The 18,820-nt window shown below is 51.1% G+C and carries 14 protein-coding genes; 6 read left to right on the forward strand and 8 right to left on the reverse strand.

The window, feature by feature from the left end:
* Nucleotides 1–408: 408 nt before the first annotated feature.
* From KKG35_13825 to KKG35_13840, 4 genes are all read left to right on the forward strand, one after another.
* Nucleotides 409–1,743, forward strand: a complete 1,335-nt coding sequence (locus tag KKG35_13825; GenBank protein MBU1739206.1) for a PhoH family protein — start codon at nt 409–411, stop codon at nt 1,741–1,743.
* Between the two features lie 100 nt (nt 1,744–1,843).
* Nucleotides 1,844–4,216, forward strand: coding sequence for a hypothetical protein (locus tag KKG35_13830; protein MBU1739207.1), 2,373 nt, complete (start codon nt 1,844–1,846; stop codon nt 4,214–4,216).
* A gap of 23 nt (nt 4,217–4,239) precedes the next feature.
* Complete coding sequence (locus tag KKG35_13835) at nt 4,240–5,259, forward strand: phosphatidylserine decarboxylase (GenBank protein MBU1739208.1); 1,020 nt, start codon at nt 4,240–4,242, stop codon at nt 5,257–5,259.
* Nucleotides 5,252–6,307, forward strand: a complete 1,056-nt coding sequence (locus KKG35_13840; GenBank protein ID MBU1739209.1) for a prolipoprotein diacylglyceryl transferase — start codon at nt 5,252–5,254, stop codon at nt 6,305–6,307. The genes KKG35_13835 and KKG35_13840 overlap by 8 nt, the downstream gene beginning before the upstream one ends.
* Before the next feature lie 614 nt (nt 6,308–6,921).
* Here KKG35_13840 and KKG35_13845 read toward each other — a convergent pair.
* The 4 genes from KKG35_13845 to phoU form a co-directional block, all read right to left on the reverse strand.
* On the reverse strand, nt 6,922–8,151 hold the full coding sequence (locus KKG35_13845) for an alkaline phosphatase (GenBank protein MBU1739210.1): 1,230 nt from the start codon (nt 8,149–8,151) through the stop codon (nt 6,922–6,924).
* Nucleotides 8,152–8,495: 344 nt separating this feature from the next.
* Nucleotides 8,496–9,173 carry a hypothetical protein gene (locus KKG35_13850; GenBank protein MBU1739211.1) on the reverse strand — a complete coding sequence of 226 codons (678 nt, stop codon included), beginning with the start codon at nt 9,171–9,173 and terminating at the stop codon, nt 8,496–8,498.
* A gap of 104 nt (nt 9,174–9,277) precedes the next feature.
* Complete coding sequence (locus KKG35_13855; GenBank protein MBU1739212.1) at nt 9,278–9,979, reverse strand: response regulator transcription factor; 702 nt, start codon at nt 9,977–9,979, stop codon at nt 9,278–9,280.
* A gap of 18 nt (nt 9,980–9,997) precedes the next feature.
* Nucleotides 9,998–10,711, reverse strand: a complete 714-nt coding sequence (phoU, locus tag KKG35_13860; protein ID MBU1739213.1) for a phosphate signaling complex protein PhoU — start codon at nt 10,709–10,711, stop codon at nt 9,998–10,000.
* A 738-nt stretch (nt 10,712–11,449) separates the two neighbouring features.
* On the opposite strand from phoU, the gene KKG35_13865 reads away from it, so the two are divergent.
* A complete protein-coding gene (locus tag KKG35_13865) occupies nt 11,450–11,659 on the forward strand; it encodes a hypothetical protein (protein ID MBU1739214.1) in 210 nt (69 codons plus the stop codon).
* A gap of 6 nt (nt 11,660–11,665) precedes the next feature.
* On the opposite strand, the gene KKG35_13870 is transcribed toward KKG35_13865, so the two are convergent.
* The 4 genes from KKG35_13870 to pstC all read right to left on the reverse strand — a co-directional run bounded on the left by KKG35_13870 (nt 11,666) and on the right by pstC (nt 16,563).
* Entirely contained in the window at nt 11,666–12,490 is an 825-nt protein-coding gene (locus tag KKG35_13870) for a phosphate ABC transporter ATP-binding protein (protein ID MBU1739215.1), read from the reverse strand.
* A gap of 250 nt (nt 12,491–12,740) precedes the next feature.
* Nucleotides 12,741–13,787 carry a PstS family phosphate ABC transporter substrate-binding protein gene (locus KKG35_13875; GenBank protein MBU1739216.1) on the reverse strand — a complete coding sequence of 349 codons (1,047 nt, stop codon included), beginning with the start codon at nt 13,785–13,787 and terminating at the stop codon, nt 12,741–12,743.
* 126 nt (nt 13,788–13,913) lie between these two features.
* Nucleotides 13,914–15,185, reverse strand: a complete 1,272-nt coding sequence (pstA, locus tag KKG35_13880) for a phosphate ABC transporter permease PstA (GenBank protein MBU1739217.1) — start codon at nt 15,183–15,185, stop codon at nt 13,914–13,916.
* Complete coding sequence (gene pstC, locus KKG35_13885) at nt 15,178–16,563, reverse strand: phosphate ABC transporter permease subunit PstC (protein MBU1739218.1); 1,386 nt, start codon at nt 16,561–16,563, stop codon at nt 15,178–15,180. Before pstC ends, pstA begins: the two co-directional genes overlap by 8 nt.
* A gap of 217 nt (nt 16,564–16,780) precedes the next feature.
* Here pstC and KKG35_13890 point away from each other — a divergent pair, with 217 nt between their 5' ends.
* Nucleotides 16,781–18,559 (forward strand): HAMP domain-containing protein, encoded by a 1,779-nt coding sequence (locus tag KKG35_13890; GenBank protein MBU1739219.1) that lies wholly within the window; start codon nt 16,781–16,783, stop codon nt 18,557–18,559.
* Nucleotides 18,560–18,820: the final 261 nt, after the last annotated feature.

Here is an 18,820-nt window from a genome sequence, read left to right on the forward strand (position 1 = left end):
GCTGAGTTGAGCAGCTTGCCTGCTCGTACGAAACTTATACCCGAAGGGTGAAAAGCTGAGTTGAGCAGCTTGCCTGCTCGTACGAAACTTATACCCGAAGGGTGAAAAGCTGAGTTGAGCAGCTTGCCTGCTCGTACCGATTAGCGAGTTTACGAGACATCGAGACTTATACCCGAAGGGTGAAAAGCTGAGTTGAGCAGCTTGCCTGCTCGTACCGATTCGTTAAGTTAAGCAGCGTGCCTGCTTATACGAAACTTATGCCCCTGGGCGAAAGCGAGCCTGCGAGACATCGAGACTTACACCTCTCAAGGGGTACTGAAGTGAGTACCCGAAGGGTGCAATCAATATTTACGGTCATCTCTGCCGGATTGTTCTTTTAGTGATTCACCAGCTGAAAAAGGAGGTTCTATGGGATCTCGGAAATGCAGGGGAAGAATGATTGTTCTTGATACCAATGTTATTCTTCATGACAGTTCCTGTATCAATAAATTCGATGAGCACGACGTTGTGATTCCGATCTCGGTAATCGAGGAGCTTGATCAGTTCAAAAAGGGGAAAAGTTCTCTGAACTTCCATGCAAGAGAGTTTGTCAGGGCTCTGGATGCAATCAGCAGCGACAAGATATTTAATGGAGGGGTTCCGATTGGAGAGGGGTTGGGAAAGATAAGTATCCGTCTCGAACGGCCGATGCACGAAGAATTGGCCGGGAACTTCGGTACCGGCAAAGCAGATCATCAGATATTAAATATCGCCTATCATCTTGCCAAGGAAATAAGCGATAAGGATATCGTCCTGGTCAGCAAGGATGTCAACCTCCGAATGAAAGCCAAAAGCATCGGTATTCTGGCGGAAGATTACAAGAATGATCAGGTCAGGGATGTGGCTGCTTTATATAAAGGATACAGGCTGGAAGAAAACGTAAATGATCAGGTGATAGACCGACTTTACAACGGCACTGCCGATTGTGATGCCGATGAACTGCCCATTGCCAAAGCTCTTTTTCCGAATGAATATCTGATCCTGCGCAGCGGGAAAAAGTCTGCACTTGGGGTGTATAACAAGAAGACCGAGAGGGTCAGAAGGGTTGGCAAGGTTTCTTCCTATGGTATCATCCCAAGGAATGCCGAGCAGATATTTGCCCTGGATGCCCTTTTGAACAAAGATGTGCAACTTATGACAATTACCGGCAAGGCAGGGACCGGCAAAACGCTGCTTGCACTCGCGGCGGCTCTCAGAGAGCGCAGCAATTATCGACAGATATTCATGTCGCGTCCGGTTGTCACTCTCAGCAACAAGGATATAGGGTTTTTACCGGGGGATATTGATGCAAAACTTGATCCGTACATGCAGCCGATGTTTGATAATCTGGGGGTGATGCAGCTTTACGAAGATACTGCAAGCGGCGGCAAAAAGATCCATGAGCTTCTTGAGGAAAAGAAGATCGTTGTAACACCGTTGCAGTATATCAGGGGACGGTCGCTGGTAAAAATTTTTTTTATTGTCGATGAGGCACAGAACCTGACCCCGCATGAAGTCAAAACGATCGTCACCAGAGCCGGAGAGGGAACAAAGGTTGTTTTTACTGGTGACGTTTTCCAGATTGATCATCCATATCTCGACAGTCAGTCGAATGGACTCAGCTACCTGATCGATAAAATGCAGGGGCAGGATTTATACGCGCATGTAAACCTTGAAAAAGGGGAGCGAAGTGAACTTGCGGAACTCGCAAGTATTCTATTGTAGTCTGTACCGAGCCAAAAAAATAATGTGATTCTTTCAATTCCTTAACCGGATCTTTATAAAGCCTCGGTAGAATCCTTTAAAATAATTGAGGGGTTTGTCCATGAACGCTTTATATGAATCCGACCGGCAATCAGCCGGTATCCAGAATTCGGCCCCCGAACTGGATGAGTGTCTTCGCATCCTTGAATGTAACCCGGATGATCTTTCTTCCCTCCCGTATGTCAATAGAGATGTCACCGCCGGCACCGAAAATGAGATGCAGGTTGCGGTGAAGGGTTCGCGAGAAAAAGTGGACCTGCCACGCACAATCCTCGAGTCAACATACTACGCCAACATGAAACGCCGAACCAGGAGCGGGGACACCCCGCGGGCCGGGATTCGCAGCCTCGGAAGATATCTTGATGATCATTCCGAGGAGATCTGGGAAAATAGCTGGGTTCGCTTTCCGCGGTGTCTCTTAAACGAGTACTCACAGACCATCTTGAGAGCGGATCTGCAGGCCGACAAAAATGACCCCCGCAGTTCTCTGCGGGAGGATGCCGCGCGTTTTACCTTGTTTGAAAATGGGGAGCACTGGCTAAGAATCCCGATCAGTTACCTCCTGAAACTTTCTCTTGCCGATATCATCGGCACCGAAGCCGGCGAAGCATTTGAGGTGACCGGCAAGAGGCTTCTTTCTCATTTCCTGAATGACAACACTTCTCCTGAAACGTTTTCCTTTCACGTCGTGCACGGCCCGGAGCGGGGGGGCGTAGGCCAGAATGTCGCCCGGGAAACGGCGAAGCGTTTTCTCATGAGCAGTCTGCTTCTCGACTATGCCAACAAGAAGTTCAAATTGGAAAAAAACGGCCAGAAGGCCTTGCTTTTCTTCTCTCCGCATCCTCCCATCCGCCAGCGGATGTTGAACGAAAACATCTCCGATGCGTTTTATCGGGAGCTCTTCATGAGTCCATGTTTGTCGGGCTGGGATAAAGGGGAGGCCAAGCATGAGTACATGTCTTTATGCCACCAGGTATTAAGCAGGAGTCATTTGAACGCGGTAATGAAGTTGCGTGAAGCCGGGATCATTGCCAATAATCTGGTTGTCTTACCGAATACCTCAAATGTGAGTCTGGCGAATAACGGGACCCATGTGAGTCTCGGCAGCAGGCGCCTGACGGAATTAAGTGGTAAATTCGGGGGGCTTACTCCGGCGCACGAAAAACAGCTTGGCGACATGAGCGCGAAAATTATCGAGCATTTCCTCCCGCTGTTTGTCGGCACATACAGCGCCGCCCCATACCGCCTGGATTTTGAGGATTTTCATCCTGAGAAAGTGCTCGGATATTTGCCCCATCAGCTTGATTTCACCCATCTCCGGATGATCTGGAGGCGCTGGAAGAAGAAGGCGAAGAATAATTTTTTCGGCCATCATCTTACTCCGTTTGGCCCCAATGCCTTTGATCGGTTCATCGGCCGCTCATTTGGCCTGAAAGGTGATTATGTTCCTGATTTCAGGTTGGTCGACTACCCGGTGTCGTTGCTCTCTACCGAAGCAAACAGCTCCCAGAACGGCAGGCTGGGGAACGAGCAGTTATTGAAAAACGACCTCGACTCCCTCGGGGTTTTTGATAAGAGGATGTCTCTGTATCAGTTGGTAAAGCTGCGTGAATTCGCGGTGATGGGCTTCTCCGGTTATGAAGCCAGGTATTACTCCCTGTTTTATGATTTTACCGATTTGAGTGAAGCGGTAAATCTGCAAACTCTCCTCGGCGCTTTATCCTATAAATATATGGTTTCGGACAATTGGCGTCCTGGGGATATTCCTTCCACCCCGGAGATCGAAAGTGAAAGACGTCAGATCATTTTCGGCACCGCACTCGGCATTCCGACGTTCTTTGTTCATAAGGATACCGGGAACCTTTTTCTGAAAAGGATCTTGGCGAAGGTGAAATTGACTCGCTCGAGCAGACGATATCCGGGCTATCTCCGAGTTCATAATGCTGAATATCGTCTGGCCCTGGTCGAGCTGATTCTTGAAGACGCAAAGGAACTTATCGAGATCATGGGTCTGGAGCAGACACTAGTTGATCTCAAAACCCGTTTGAAAAATAGCGAGTATACGGCCCTTGGCAAGATCGAGCACGGCATCATGGGGTCATTCAAGAAAAGGACAAAACCCCTTGATCTTACCGCCCATGAATTTAACCGCGAAGCTGAGAGGTATTATCGAGAGGATCTCAGAGTCCGGCATCTTATTGAAAGTTGGGGCTATTTCGCAGAGGACCTGAGGGCAATTGTGGAGGGCAGAATTCCCGTGGGTCTTGAACAGCGGGACGAGATAGATCGATTCTGCGGTGGTAGAACGCTTGACGAGGCATTAGAGCTCAGGAAGAAGCAGGTGGCTTCCGGGATGGTTGATGAAGATATCGCCCTTAACCTTGTCAGGTTAATGCTTCTTGCCGAGAGATTTCATGCAAAGGCAGATCAATAAATGTTGAGCGCAGGAGATATCTGATGCATCAGTATGTTGACCGGATGAGCAACTCCGTGATCACCGAAGAGCTGTTTGCCGATAAAATCGTGACCTTTCTCTATTCAACGACGCGTGAATTTGCCCCGAAACTTTTCGATCTGCTCACCGGGGCACGGGTTTCAAGTTTGCTCGGTTTCTGTAATTTTGACCTGTTGCTTTCGTCCAGCCTGCTCGGGAACAAGCGCTTTCTTTCACGCTGCGGCGTTGATCTTTCGGAATGTCTGGATCCGCCGGGGTATTTCGATACGCCAAGAAAAATATTTGAACGCAAGATCAGATACTGGGAATGTCGTCCGATGAGCGATGAGTGTGATACGGTTGTTTCTCCGGCGGATTCACGGGTGCTGGTCGGTTCCCTCTCGGACAACTCTGCGTTGTTTCTGAAAGGGAAGTTCTTCGATTACGAAGAGCTTCTCGGCGTTGAAAAAGATACCTGGCAGAGAGCCTACAAAGGGGGCGAATATGCAATTTTCCGCCTGACGCCTGACAAGTACCACTATAATCACGCTCCCGTTTCAGGGGTCGTAGAGGATGTGTATGAAATATCCGGCAGATATCATTCATGCAATCCCGCCGCAGTAGTTGAAATGATCACCCCATACTCAAAGAATAAAAGGGTTGTGACCATTATTCAGACAGATGTGCCGGGTGGGAGCCAGGTCGGTCTGGTGGCGATGATTGAAGTGGTTGCGATGATGATCGGCGAGGTTTCACAATGTTATGCAGATTCCGAGTACACGAACCCGACCGAGGTTGTTCCGGGACTGTTTGTCAGAAGGGGGCAGCCGAAAAGCCTCTACAGGCCGGGGAGCAGCACCGACGTCTTGTTATTCCAGAAGGACAGGGTCGATTTTGCGGAAGATATCGTAATGAAAATGAAACGCAATGATGTGCAAAGCATTTTCACATCAAGCTTTGGCGCCTCATTGGCTGAAACCGATGTTGCAGTAAGGTCTCTCATCGGGACAAGAAAAGTCTTTCCGGAGGGAATGCATGAGTAATGTCGCTTTCTGTTTGATCATCTCAACGATGTTCACACCAATCCTGTTTCTGGCCTATAAACATCTCCCCCGGGAAAAGTGGCAATTTATCGCTTCGATCCCCTCGGGCAATGCAAAAGAGAGCCGCTTGTCGGGCAGAAATGTGACCTATTACGGCCTCTTTCTCGCCACCGGGAGCATTCTTGGGGTTTCGGTGTTTTTCTTTCTGTTGGCCTCCATCGGTCAGCCGGTCGGTTTTCTCCTGGTGATGATTTCCCTGCTGATGGCAAGTTCTCTTTTTGGCGCCAAGGTCATTGCCAGACTCGTGGAAAACAAGAAGAACACCTTTACCGTTGCGGGTGGCGCATCGGTTGGGCTTTATCTGATGCCTCTCGTCATTGTTGTGTATAATCATTTTGCCACCGCTATGGCTGGGCGAGAGATGATTCCACTCATGCCGGTCATGGCTGCACTGGCGGTTGCATATATCATCGGCGAAAGTATTGGCCGACTCGCCTGTATCAGTTTCGGCTGCTGTTACGGGAAGCCGATTTCCCAGCTTGGACCGTTGGCGAGGAAAATATTCAGCCATTTCAATACCTCATTCGATGGACGAACCCGGAAAATCGTCTATGCTTCGGGGCTTGGCGGGGTCAAGGTTGTGCCGATTCAGGCCATGACCTCGTTTCTCTATTTCAAGTGCGGTATTGTGGGCCTCTATTTCTTCCTGGAGGGTGATTTCAATACGGCATTCGGTCTGACCGCAATCTTTGCCATGGGCTGGAGGGTTTTTTCCGAGTCCTTACGGGCGGATTTTCGGGGCAGTGGAAGACTGACAACCTACCAGTGGATGGGCCTGGTCAATATCGCCTGGTGCGTTCTGGTCATCATCGCCGCGCCGGAAACAGTCGGGGTGTTCAGCGACATTGCAGCAGGCGCCAGGGCATTATGGACCCCGGAGGTCATTGTGACGTTTCAGCTCCTTTGGGGCTGCTTTTTCCTCTATACCGGACTGAGCCGGGTCACCGGGGCCAAAATGTTTTTCTATGTTCGTAAAGAGAATATCTGACATCGGGCGCCTGGACCAGGTGGCAGATGGAAAAACACCTCTTTGCACCCTTCGGGCATAAGTCTCGATGTCTCGTAAACTCGCTAATCGGTACGAGCAGACAAGCTGCTCAACTCAGCTTTAGTCAAGCCAGCCCCCGGACTTAAAACAATATCGCACCCATAACCACTCTCCATTCATAACTGACCATGCACCTTGAACTGAAGGTTCCGAGTTCCTACCGAACCGGCTCATTAACGCATTTGACAGCCCGTTCAATAAACCACTTCTCGTGGTTGCCAAAGAGGTCAGCGACTCAACCACAATATACGCTATTGAATGATCCGGTGAAAATTAGAAGCGGTAAGAACTCAAACTGTGAAAATAAAGGCGGGTCAGATTTACTGACCCGCCTTTATTTTCATTCCTGCCTCGGATTAATGATTCTCTAATGTCTGTCAAGAAATGATGATTTTGTCCAAGAAAGAGAAGTAAGGATGTTGGAAAAGCACCCATAACAACCGGGCATCAACTTCGCCATAACGATCTTTTGATATACGCGAAACAGGGGTGGCATGCAGCCACCCCTGTTTCATGATTTTCCGTGTTGTCAATATGATATTTCCGGTGACTGGTTAGTCTGTCATTGATCCGACCATAACGTCATACAGATCGGTGTTGTCAAGGGCCTTGCCAAGCTTGTTGCTGCCCGGTCCTTCACTCCAGATCACCACATCGGTAGCGGTATGCTCTCCGGAAATAAACGCGCCGTCAACGATTTCTCCGGGGTTGCTCAAGGTTCCGTAAGGGCCGTTAATGGCATAACCGGCGGTGTCATGGTCCGGGGCCACAATCAAAAGGGTCTTTTTGGCATTCTTACCTTTTTTCAGCCACTTATTTACCGATTCGACAGCTGCGTCAAAACCAAGGGTTTCGGCAACCATTCCTTCGGCGCTGTTGGCATGGTCCTCCCAGTCGATCTGCGAACCTTCGATCATCAGGAAGAAACCGTCTTTGTCCTTATCAAGGATGTTCAGGGCGACCTCGGTCATCTCGGCCAGGGTAGGCTCTTGATCGGGATAGCTGACTGCCGGGTCGATCCGGAACATTTCCACGGTTTTTCCCTCGTTGAACCCTTTAAACATTCCCAGCACCTTGAGGTTGCCGTCCTTAACCGCCTCACGCATGGTGCTTTCAGTTTCAACAAAGGTATAACCGTTATTGATGGCCGAGGTTATGATACCTTCTTGTCCCATGCCTGTACCGGGAAGGCCGGCGCCCCAGGTACATCTTCCGGGTTTGGTGTTTGTGGCGTAGACTCCGCCGCCGAGAACCACATCAACGCCGGTTTCTTCAATATACTGACGGGCGATTTCCTCACCGCAATACCTGTTGCCGGCATGGGCGCCAAAGGCCGCCGGGGTCGCATGTGAAATCTGCGAGGTGGCGACAAGGCCGGTTGCTTTGCCCAATTTTTTGGCAATTTCAAGGACGGTTTTCGGGGCAGTGGAACAATCGCCGGTTTCCGTCCGGGTGCAGGAAATTTCTCCATTGTTGGCTTTCCGACCGATCGCCCAAGCTGTTGCCGCCGCCGCAGAGTCGGTAACCGTACTGTTGGCTGCGTGGGTTGCCTGATGACCGATTACCCCGAGACTTTCCAGGGCCAAACGCTCACCATTGGGGCCGTTTTTGAAAATTCTCGCCGCAGTGACATTTGAAATCCCCATGCCGTCCGGCACCATTATAATGATGTTTTTTGCCTTTCCATCATCATGCCGGTGGTCGTCCGCCAGGCAGGATCCTGCTCCAAGTGTCATAGTCGCCGCCATTACCATTGCCAAGCTTGCGTGAAACATTTTCTTCATTTTCAACTCTCCTCATTGTTAATGGAACGGTTGATTTCCCACCGCACTGTTCTAAAAATGATTTTCTGCCGGCCGCCCAGCCAAGTCGTCAGACAATTTTATTGTATTTTTTTATATCTTGTGGGGCCGGACAGAAAATCAATTCTGTTGTCCTGTGCAATGGTTTTGCCTGTATGCGAGCAGACTACCGGAAGAATGTTAGGGTGAAATTATCCCTTGAATAAAAAGTCGATTAATCAAGATTAATGAAATGTTAGCAGCAGATTTGGTGTAAACCGGAACATGGTTTGCCCATAAGTGAAACGCTTTCGCCGTGGCTCGTACTTGTTACTCAAGAAGACCAGCTACCGGCCCATGTCGCTCAGAGTTATAACGGTGCGGGAAGAGGAGAGCACCCCGTGCAGACCTTCATATTTGACGAAGACCCGGTCTCTTTTTCTGAACCAGTAATAGCAACTCCAGAACTTTTTCATCATCCCGTTCATTGAAACACGGATCTTGTGTGTTGCCTCGACCATACCGTCGATATCGATTTCTTCATCTGGTTCTTTCTCGGCGACAAGTTTGACGACCTGTAGGACATCAGGGCGAATAAACCAGAACTTGATCGTTTCCCGTTTGTCATCTTTTAACAACCGGCGCAACGAATAAGACAATGGTTGAAACCAGGGGGCATCGTCTATCTCGAAGGTCCGGTGAAATTTTTCGCCTGCAAAGACACCGTTTACAATTAATCTGTTGCCGTCACGATATGCGGTAATGACTTCCCCATTCTTATTCATCTCCCACTTGATCGTATTGCCGGAAAATTCACACTCATTGTAGTAGGAGACATCCGGTTCAATGGAGCGAATAACTGCTTTGTCAGTCTGTTCAAGGGACCAGAAAAAATAGAGCTGTTTGTCCTGTTGAGATTCTCGATAGCGATACTGTTCCGTTTCGCAGTGTGCGGGAGGGACGGCCATAACAGCAAGATTGATCAGAGTGATCAGGATAGCAAGGACGACTTTTTTCCTGTTCACGGCGAATTTCCGGGGAATGATGCGAACCTCATTCATAAATGCAAGAGGGGTTTGTGGAGGGAATTATTGTGAAAAAAATGAGCTGTTTTTTTACTGATTTGAGTTCAATTATCCGCCATTCTGTAGCCTATGCCGCGGACGGTCTCGATCTTTTTGCCGGTTTCCCCGAGTTTCTTGCGCAGGCTGAAGACCTGGACATCGATGGCCCGGGGGGTGACGATATATTCATAGCCTCTGACTGCATCGATAATCTGCTGGCGGGAAAAGGCCCAGCCGGGTCTTTTGGCGAGCATTTCCAGAATGCCGAACTCGGTGAGGGTGAGCTGGACCTGTTTTCCCCCCACGGTCACTTCGTGGCGGCCGGGATCAATCATCAGGTCGTGAATTTCGGTAATATCGCCCCGGTCCTGCAGATCGGTGTTTTTCTCTCTTACCTTGCGCCGCAGAACCGCCTTGATCCTGGAGATGAGCACTTCCGGGCTGAAAGGCTTCGGGATATAATCATCCGCGCCGAGGTTCAATCCGTCAACCACATCGGCATCCTCGCCCCTGGCAGTCACCATGATGACCGGCAGCTCACGGTGCTCTTCATTCAAGCGCAGCTGTCGGCAGATCTCTGAACCGTCGATTCCGGGGAGCATCAGATCGAGCAACACAAGGTCCGGTTTGACCGAGACGATCTTCGCCATCCCTTCCTCTCCGGAATCAGCACAGTCGACATTAAAACCGGCCTTGATCAGGTTGTAGCTTACCAGCTGCTGGATGTCTTCGTCGTCTTCTACAACAAGGATGCATTTTTTCTTCATTTCTTCAAACCTCGGGTGCTAAAGCCTGAAAGTGTTCACTTCGAATCGCTCATCGACCCTGTGTCGGATGATTCGGCCCTGTAACATGTATATGATATCTTCGCAGATATTGGTAGTGTGGTCTGCAATTCTCTCAAGACTTCTCGAGATACTCAACAGGGTAGCCAGATGCTGGTGACTTGAGGGATCTTCCTTGATGTTTTTCTCAAGACAGGAGCCAATAAGATTTTTTGCAATATCGACCTTGTCATCTTCCAGGATGACCGCGTATGCAAGTGCGACGTCGCGTTTGGCAAAAGCATCCAACGCCTGTTTTAGCATGCTCCTCGTTTCTTTGCACATTCCGTTCAGCTCCGAGAAAATCTCCTCCGGGATATCCGTTCTCAGCTTTCCAAAGTTGTTACTATTTACAAGATGGGTCACCTTGCCTGCAATCTTGACCGCCAGATCGCCGATCCGTTCCAGGTCGATATTGATCTTCAAAGCGGTGACGATGAACCGCAGATCCCTGGCCACTGGCTGATGGAGAGCCAGTAAGGACAGGCAGTCGTCTTCCACGCCGACTTCGATCTCGTCGATTTCCCGGTCAGTGAACCTGACCTGTTCGGCAAGTGACGGATCTTTTCTGAAAACAGAGTCCAGGGCATCGGCGAGGTTGTTCTCGACGGTAGTTCCCAGCAGGAGGATCTTCTGTTTCAGGCATTCAAGCTCTTTGGTGATATCTGTGGCCAACGGCGGTTCCTTTCAGTCAACAATTGATTTGCCGGCGGGATACATATGCTGTACCACAATGATAGTATTCGGTAGTTAGGTTTTCTTTATTTTAAAGTTAGGATTACGTTAATAATCCGTCTTCTGAATTGAGTAGCATCAGGCGCTAATTTTTTTTTCAACGCACAAGACATAACAAGAAAAAAACTATTGTTTAATCGGGAAAAAACATTCCTGCGCAAGAATATCTCTGTCTGATGGAACCATTTCATGTATCTCAACTTTCCTATTTGTCTTATGGTGTTGATTTGCTGTTATAAAATGGTTCAGAGTCATAGTGATATTCTATGATGAGAATTCAGAAGCCAGTTGACGGAAGCCAGAATTCAGAAGCCAGAATTCAGAAGCCAGAAGCCAGAAGCCGGAAGCCAGAAGCCAGAAGCCAGAAGCCGGAAGCCAGAAGCCAGTAGCCAGAAGCCAGTAGCCAGAAGCCAGAATTCAGAATTCAGAAGCCAGAATGACTGATTTTTTCACCCTTCGGGTATTCACTTCAGTACCCACTTGAGTGTAAGTCTCGATGTCTCGCAGACTCGCTTTCGCCCAGGGGCATAGGCTTCGTACGAGCAGGCAAGCTGCTCAACTCAGCTATTCACCCTTCGGGTATAAGTTTCGTAAGAGCAGGCCAGTTGCTCAACTTAAGCTTTATCGGGTGATTAGCCAAACTCGGAAAGTTGTGATGTATGAACAGGAGGCAAGGTCATGATTGCAAAGGAACTCTGCGAAATGGAAAAGAGTGTTCTTGAAATAGCGGCAAAATATATCTGCAATTCAAGGGACGGCCTCTGTCCGATGGTGGTCGAAGGATTTTCCTGCAAAAAACCATGCGCGGAAGACACCCTGCCCTGGTGCTGTTGGGTGGAGATGTTCAGAGAGCAGCTTCGGGAGAGAGAGAAGGGGAAAGCATCGTAACGACTGTCAGCCGAAACGCCCGGTTATATAATCTTCTGTCAGGCGATGCCTGGGGTTGGTGAAAATCCGCTTGGTTTCGCCGACCTCGATCAGGTCTCCCATGTGGAAGTAGGCAGTCCGCTGGGAAACCCTGGCTGCCTGCTGCATGGAATGGGTGACGATGGCTATGGTGTACTGCTGCTTCAGTTCGTCGATCAGCTCCTCAATCTTGGCGGTGGCAATCGGGTCGAGGGCGGAGCAGGGTTCATCCATCAGAATCACCTCCGGGCTGACCGCTATGGTTCTGGCAATGCAGAGGCGCTGCTGCTGGCCGCCGGAGAGGCTGGTGCCCGGTTGATCGAGGCTGTCTTTCACCTCTTCCCAGAGCCCTGCTTTTTTCAGCGACATTTCGACGATCTCGTCCAGCTCGACCTTGCTGCCGGCGAGACCATGAATTTTCGGGCCGTAGGCGATGTTGTCGTAGATGGATTTCGGGAAAGGGTTCGGTTTCTGGAAGACCATGCCGACCTGGGCCCGAAGCTGGACGACGTCGATGGCCTTGTCGTAGATATTCTGTTCGTCGAGAAAGATGTCGCCGGTCATCCGACAGGTTTCTATGGTGTCGTTCATCCGGTTCAGGCAGCGGAGAAAGGTTGACTTGCCGCAGCCGGAAGGACCGATCATCGCAATCACTTCGTTGCGGCCGATGTCGATGGTCACGTCATTGATTGCTTTTTTGTTACCATAATACACATCAACATTGCTGCATTTCATCCGTGGGGATTCGACGTTGACTTTGCCGACTGTTCCACGATGGTCACGATCAAATTTTTCGTATGTTGACATTGGCATTGGCTTGTTGCCTTTAGGTAAGGTTTGCGGCTGGTCGCCGGGATGAAATGCTTGCCGCCGCAGAGTATATAAATTTTCCATGCCACTATAACCCAAAAAAAAAATTATCCAAGTCTCTCGGTGAGAGCTTGGTGTGTTAAAAATCAGTAAATCTTTTCAGGATGTCAGCTTCAATTACGCAGTGCCGGGTATGAAAAAAGAACTAACCGGGAGGACCGGATTGAAAGTCCTCCCGGTTAAAATCTTTGAATTACAGGGTCAGTTTCCGCATTTTGTTGGCATCGTCAGCGAACTCTTTCCGCTCCTTGGTCGGCATGGGGATCATGCCCTTATCGGCAAGATAGCCTTCCTCACCCCAGGCTTTTTCGCTGGTGAATTCTGCGAGGAATTCCGTGATTCCCGGGATCACCCCGGCGTGGGCCTTTTTGACGTAGAAGAACAGGGGGCGGGAGACCGGATAATCACCGGCGGCTATTGCTTCAAAAGTTGGGGCAACGTTGTCGACCGAAGAGCCCTGGATCTTGTCGTTGTTCTGCTCCAGGAAGCTGAAGCCGAAGATGCCGACGGCTGCCGGATTGACATCGAGTTTCTGGACGATCAGGTTGTCATTTTCGCCGGCCTCGACAAAGGCGCCGTCCTCACGGATGGTGTGCGCTACTTTTTTGTAGCCGTTTTTGTCGCTCTTCTTCATCGCCTTGATCCAGGCAAACGTCTGGGCGCCACCTTCCATCGCAAGTTCAACAAAGGCGTCCCTGGTGCCTGAGGTTGGGGGTGGGCCAAGGACCTCGATTTTGGTTGCGGGAAGATCCGGGTTGACTTCATTCCATTTTGTATAAGGATTGGGGACCAGTTTTTCACCACCTTTCGGGTCCGGAACATCTTTGGCGAGAGCAAGGAAGATATCTTTTCTGCTCAGTTTGAGTTGCGGCGCGGACTTGGAGTTTGCCAGGACAATTCCGTCGTAACCGATCTTGACTTCAACAATCTCCTTGACCCCATTCTTTTCGCAATTCTCCACTTCGGACTTCTTGACCCGCCGGGAAGCGTTGGTGATGTCCGGGTGCTGCACTCCCACTCCGGCACAGAAAAGCTTGAAGCCGCCGCCCGAACCGGTTGATTCGATTTTCGGGGTTTTGAAATTGGTGGTTTTCCCGAACTGTTCCGCTACGACGGTGGCGAACGGGTAGACCGTCGAAGAGCCGACGATGCTGATGTAGTCCCGGGCCATTGCCTGCCCGGTTAGAAGTGATGCTGCAAAAATCGCTGCAAGGGTGATGAAAATCTTATGCTGTAACATGTTTCGTGCTCCTTTAATTTTTGTGGTGACTGGGTTTGCGTAAGTCGCATTGCAAGAATCATGTGTTCAATGTACAGCCCCAATTTTAGGAAATGATTAGGAGTGAATTATATTCAGATTATTTTCTCACCAGCGGCGTTCAAAGCGGTTGCGCAGAATGACTGCTATAAAGTTCATGGCAATCAGAAAGGCGAGCAGGACCATGATTGCCGCCGAGGTCTTCTCGACAAAGGCCCGTTCCGGGCTGTCGGCCCAGAGATAGATCTGGACCGGGAGAGCGGTGGACGGGTCGGTGAATCCGCCGGGGATGTCGACGATGAAGGCGACCATGCCGATCATCAACAGCGGCGCCGTTTCACCAAGGGCTCGGGCCATCCCGATAATCGTGCCGGTCAGCATCCCCGGCATCGCCAGAGGCAGGACATGGTGGGCAACGGTCTGCATTTTCGAAGCGCCTACTCCGAGGGCTGCTTCCCTGATTGATGGCGGCACCGACTGCAGGGCCGCCCGACTGGCAATAATGATGATCGGCAGGGTCATCAGGGTCAGGACCAGCCCGCCGACCAAGGGCGAAGAGCGGGGGACATGGAAGAAGTTGATGAAAACCGCGAGTCCCAGCAGACCGAACACTATTGAGGGAACGGCGGCCAGATTGTTGATGTTGACCTCGACCATATCGATCCATCGGTTGCGGGGAGCGAATTCCTGGAGATAGACCGCTGCTGCCCCGCCGATCGGGAAAGAGAGAAAGAGGGTAATTAATAAGGTCAGCATGGAGCCGGTGAAGGCGCCCCGGATACCGGCCAGTTCCGGCTCCCGGGAATCCCCGGCTGAAAAGAAGGTGGTGTTGAACCTCATTTCAATCCGGCCATTCCCTTCCAAGGTATCAAGCCAGGAAAGCTGCTTGTCGTTCAGCCGGCGGTTCCCCTCGGGGACGTCCCGGGAGATATACCCTTTGTAAAACATGTCGACATCGTCGTCGGCGGGGACCCATATTGTTACAGTCGTGCCGATCAGGGACTGGTTGCCTTTCACGAGGTCCTGCAGCTGAAACGCGGCCCCGCTGCTGACCAGGGAGTAAAGGGCTTTTTTGTCGCTTCGGGAGGACACTTGCGGGAATTTCTCGCGCAGGGCATTTTTGATCAGGCCCGGGTAGTTTGCCTGGTCGAGATTGTTGAAGTCGAAGTCCGCCTTCGGCAGATCGACCGACAGCTGGATGTAGGTCTGCCGGAAGGCGCTGTACCCGCTGGAGATGATGCTCGTGAAGAGCAGGGCGAGGAACAGCAGACTTAAGAAGATGGCAAAAACACCATAGAAACGGAATCGTTTTTCGGACCGGTATCTTTTCCCGAGACCCCGCTTGACGATATCGATAGTTTTTTCGGTTGGGCTATTCATATTGCTCCCGGTATTTACGCACCACGAACAGGGCGATAATATTTAAAACCAGGGTTACTATGAAAAGAATGAGCCCCAGAGCGAATGCGGCCAGGGTTTTCGGGCTGTCGAATTCCTGGTCGCCGACGAGGAGGGTGACGATCTGGACGGTGACCGTGGTGACCGCCTGGAAGGGGTTGGCGGTCAGATTCGCGGCAAGTCCGGCCGACATGACCACGATCATTGTTTCGCCAATGGCGCGGGAGACGGCGAGCAGCACCCCGCCGACGATGCCGGGGAGGGCGGCGGGGATCACCACCTGTTTGATGGTCTCGCTCCGGGTGGCCCCTAAAGCGTAAGAGCCGTCCCGCATGGCCTGGGGCACGGCATTGATCACGTCATCCGAAAGGGAGGAGACGAAGGGAATGATCATGATTCCCATCACCAGTCCTGCCGCCAGGGCACTTTCCGAAGAAACGTCGAACCCGAATCCGGAGAGGCTTCCCCTGATGAATGGGGCCACGGTAAGGGCGGCAAAGAAGCCGTAAACGACGGTGGGGATACCGGCCAGGATCTCCAGCAATGGTTTGGCAACCGCCCGGAATTTTCGGTTGGCATATTCCGAAAGATAGATGGCCGACATCAGTCCGAGCGGGACTGCCACGAGCATCGCAATCAGGGAGATCATCAGGGTGCCGGCAAAGATCGGAATGGCGCCGAAGGCCCCGGAAGAGCCGACCTGGTCGGCGCGGATGGCCATCTGGGGGCTCCATTCAAGACCAAAAAGAAATTCGTAAAAAGGCACAATTTTAAAAAAACGGATGGATTCGAAGAGAACCGAGAGAATGATGCCGATGGTGATGAAAATGGCGAATGTGGAACAGGCGATCAGGGCTCCCTTAATAATCTTTTCCACCTGATTACGGGCTTGCAAAGTCGGTGAGATCAGCCGCCAGACCAGGTAAATAGCTGAGGTGGCGATGAGCAGAACCAGGACCGCGGCAAGTTCCCGGCTGGTTGCTTTCAGCTTCCGGTAATGATCTGCAGCCTTACTGATCTCTTCATTGACTTCTCCTGAGACCATTTTGCTGTCAACCAGATTTTTGATATCGTTCACGACCAGATTGAGTCTGTTCTCGGGAAGGGACTGGATCTTCTCAGGTAAACCGGCGACGATCAGATCATCAACGACCACCGGTTCGCAGATCATCCAGGTCAGGAGCAGCAGGAAGGCCGGGACGCCGCACCACAGGGAGACCAGGAAGCCATAATAGGCGGGGCGTGAATGGAGCCTTGCGACCCCGGCGGTTTTTGCCACCGCAAGGGCCCTGGTTGATCCAGCCCGGTAAGCAATGGTGCTCAAGGCCAGGAGGATCAGTATGATGAGGGTGTAGGTCATTGAAAATCAACTGAGTGTTATGTTGCGTTTATCATCTCGGGTTCTGTAGAAAAAACCATACTGACAGGTAAATGTTAAGATAGTGTTAAGATATGATTAAATAACACAGGCGCTGATGACAGAAGAATCAATCTCTGATATCACTTTTAGCGTACAGGTTGCATTTCCTGCCCGGAAGCGGGTCTGAAAATCCATTAACCATCACTTATTTTTTATTGTGCACAGTTCAAAATTAATTTGGCAACTTTTTCCTGCCTACATCCTGATTATTGTCGGCACCATGCTGTCCATCGCCTGGTATGGCTCGGTCTCCCTGAGAGATTTCTATCTGGGGCAGATGGCCGCAAACCTTGAAGCCCAGTCCAGACTTCTTGAACCACGGATCAGTCATCTTTACAGCAGCAGGAACTATCCCGAACTGGCAGCTTTCACCAGGGATTCCGGGCGCAACGCCCAGACCCGGATCACGGTGATTGCGGCAGAAGGGAAAGTTGTCAGCGATACTTCCCGGGAGCCGCGCGCCATGGACAACCATGGTCAGCGGCCGGAGATCCTGCAGGCCATGGCCGGGGTGACCGGTATTTCCCAAAGGTACAGCGCATCCACCAACCAGGAAATGCTCTATGTCGCGATACCGATGCGGATGGCCGGAAATATTGTCGGGGTGATCCGGACCTCTATTCCGTTGACGACCGTTCGGGAGTCATTAAACGATTTCTTCCTGAAAATCGGGTTTTGGATCATCGTCGTCACGGTGATCACGTCCTGTATTGCATTTCTTGCCTCGCAGAAAATTACCCGGCCCCTGGAAGCGATGACCAGCGCGGCAGCCAGATTTGCTGCGGGGGACCTGACCGGGCGGATCGAAGTTTCCGGTTCAGAGGAGATTGTTTCACTCGCCCGGGCCATGAACAGGATGGCGACCCTGCTCCGGGAGAGAATCGAGAAGGTGGAGACCCAGCACAACGAACTGGAAACCGTGGTCTCCAGCATGATCGAGGGAGTGATCGCCTGCGATCTTGAGGCACGGGTGCTGTATATGAATCATTCGGCGGCCGTCCAGCTGGAAGTGAACCAGCTGGAACTGCAGGGAGGCAATATTCTCGAAGTGGTGAGGAACATTGATCTGGTCCGTTTTATCAGGCAGACCCTGAATGAGGACGAACCGGTTGAGGGGACAGTCTTTCTCAATCGCGGTCGGGAAGATGAAAAAATCCTGCAGGTTCACGGAGCCCAGCTGACCGACCCGGCGGAAAAAAGGATCGGGGCCCTGATCGTCATCAATGACGTCACCCGGCTTCTGAAACTTGAGAATCTCCGCCGGGATTTTGTGGCGAACGTATCTCACGAGTTGAAGACGCCCATCACCTCGATCAAGGGCTATGTGGAAACCCTCCTCCAGGAATGTGATGCCGGCCAGCCTCATTTCCGGGATTTTCTCTTAATCATCGCCAAGCATGCCAATCGTCTGCAGACCATTGTGGAAGACCTGCTGACCCTGTCGAGGATTGAGCAGGAAGGCCGGAGAGATCAAATAGAGCTGAAACCCGCGGGGATTCTCGCTTGTGTTGAGTCTGCCGCCGAAGTATGTTCGGCTAAAGCGGCTGACAGGAATATTGAAATAAACCTGCACGGGCTGTCTGATCTCAGGGCGATGGTTAACGCCCCACTGCTGGAACAGGCCCTCATCAATCTGATCGACAACGCTGTCAAATACAGCCCGGAACATTCTACGGTCCATCTGGATTCCGGACGGGAAGGGAATTATGTTGCCATTCACATCAGGGACAATGGACCCGGGATTGAAAGCAGGCATCTGACCCGTCTTTTTGAGCGGTTTTATCTGGTCGATAAGGCCCGCAGCCGGAAGCTGGGTGGAACCGGACTGGGGCTCGCGATCGTAAAACATATCGTTGAGGCCCATAAGGGGCAGGTGACCGTGCACAGCGAACTCGGAAGGGGGAGCGTGTTTACGGTCCGGCTTCAGTCAGCCTGAAACGGGAGCCGGCCTGTTCCACTTTTTTGTTTGGAGTTGTTCGGGGAATACGTTTAAATAGTATGGCGTTACCGGATACATTGTCGGGTAACAATAATTTTCAGTGCAAAGGACATTGGTTATGGGAAATCATCTGGAAAAGGATATCGAAGCGCTCAAGAACAAGATTATCACTATGGGTGGTGAGGTCGAGGATCGGGTCTACAAGGCCACTCTTTCGATCATCAACCGTGATGAGGAGATGGCAAAGGCCGTTATCCA

The sequence above is a fragment of the Pseudomonadota bacterium genome (assembly GCA_018823285.1).
GTDB lineage: Bacteria > Desulfobacterota > Desulfobulbia > Desulfobulbales > JAGXFP01 > JAHJIQ01.

Excerpts from the sequence above, each read along its gene's own strand:
- KKG35_13825 (MBU1739206.1), top strand. The coding sequence starts at position 409 with ATGGGATCTCGGAAATGCAGGGGAAGAATGATTGTTCTTGATACCAAT.
- KKG35_13830 (MBU1739207.1), top strand. The coding sequence starts at position 1,844 with ATGAACGCTTTATATGAATCCGACCGGCAATCAGCCGGTATCCAGAAT.
- KKG35_13835 (MBU1739208.1), top strand. The coding sequence starts at position 4,240 with ATGCATCAGTATGTTGACCGGATGAGCAACTCCGTGATCACCGAAGAG.
- KKG35_13840 (MBU1739209.1), top strand. The coding sequence starts at position 5,252 with ATGAGTAATGTCGCTTTCTGTTTGATCATCTCAACGATGTTCACACCA.
- KKG35_13845 (MBU1739210.1), bottom strand. The coding sequence starts at position 8,151 with ATGAAGAAAATGTTTCACGCAAGCTTGGCAATGGTAATGGCGGCGACT.
- KKG35_13855 (MBU1739212.1), bottom strand. The coding sequence starts at position 9,979 with ATGAAGAAAAAATGCATCCTTGTTGTAGAAGACGACGAAGACATCCAG.
- KKG35_13865 (MBU1739214.1), top strand. The coding sequence starts at position 11,450 with ATGATTGCAAAGGAACTCTGCGAAATGGAAAAGAGTGTTCTTGAAATA.
- KKG35_13870 (MBU1739215.1), bottom strand. The coding sequence starts at position 12,490 with ATGCCAATGTCAACATACGAAAAATTTGATCGTGACCATCGTGGAACA.
- KKG35_13875 (MBU1739216.1), bottom strand. The coding sequence starts at position 13,787 with ATGTTACAGCATAAGATTTTCATCACCCTTGCAGCGATTTTTGCAGCA.
- pstA (MBU1739217.1), bottom strand. The coding sequence starts at position 15,185 with ATGAATAGCCCAACCGAAAAAACTATCGATATCGTCAAGCGGGGTCTC.
- pstC (MBU1739218.1), bottom strand. The coding sequence starts at position 16,563 with ATGACCTACACCCTCATCATACTGATCCTCCTGGCCTTGAGCACCATT.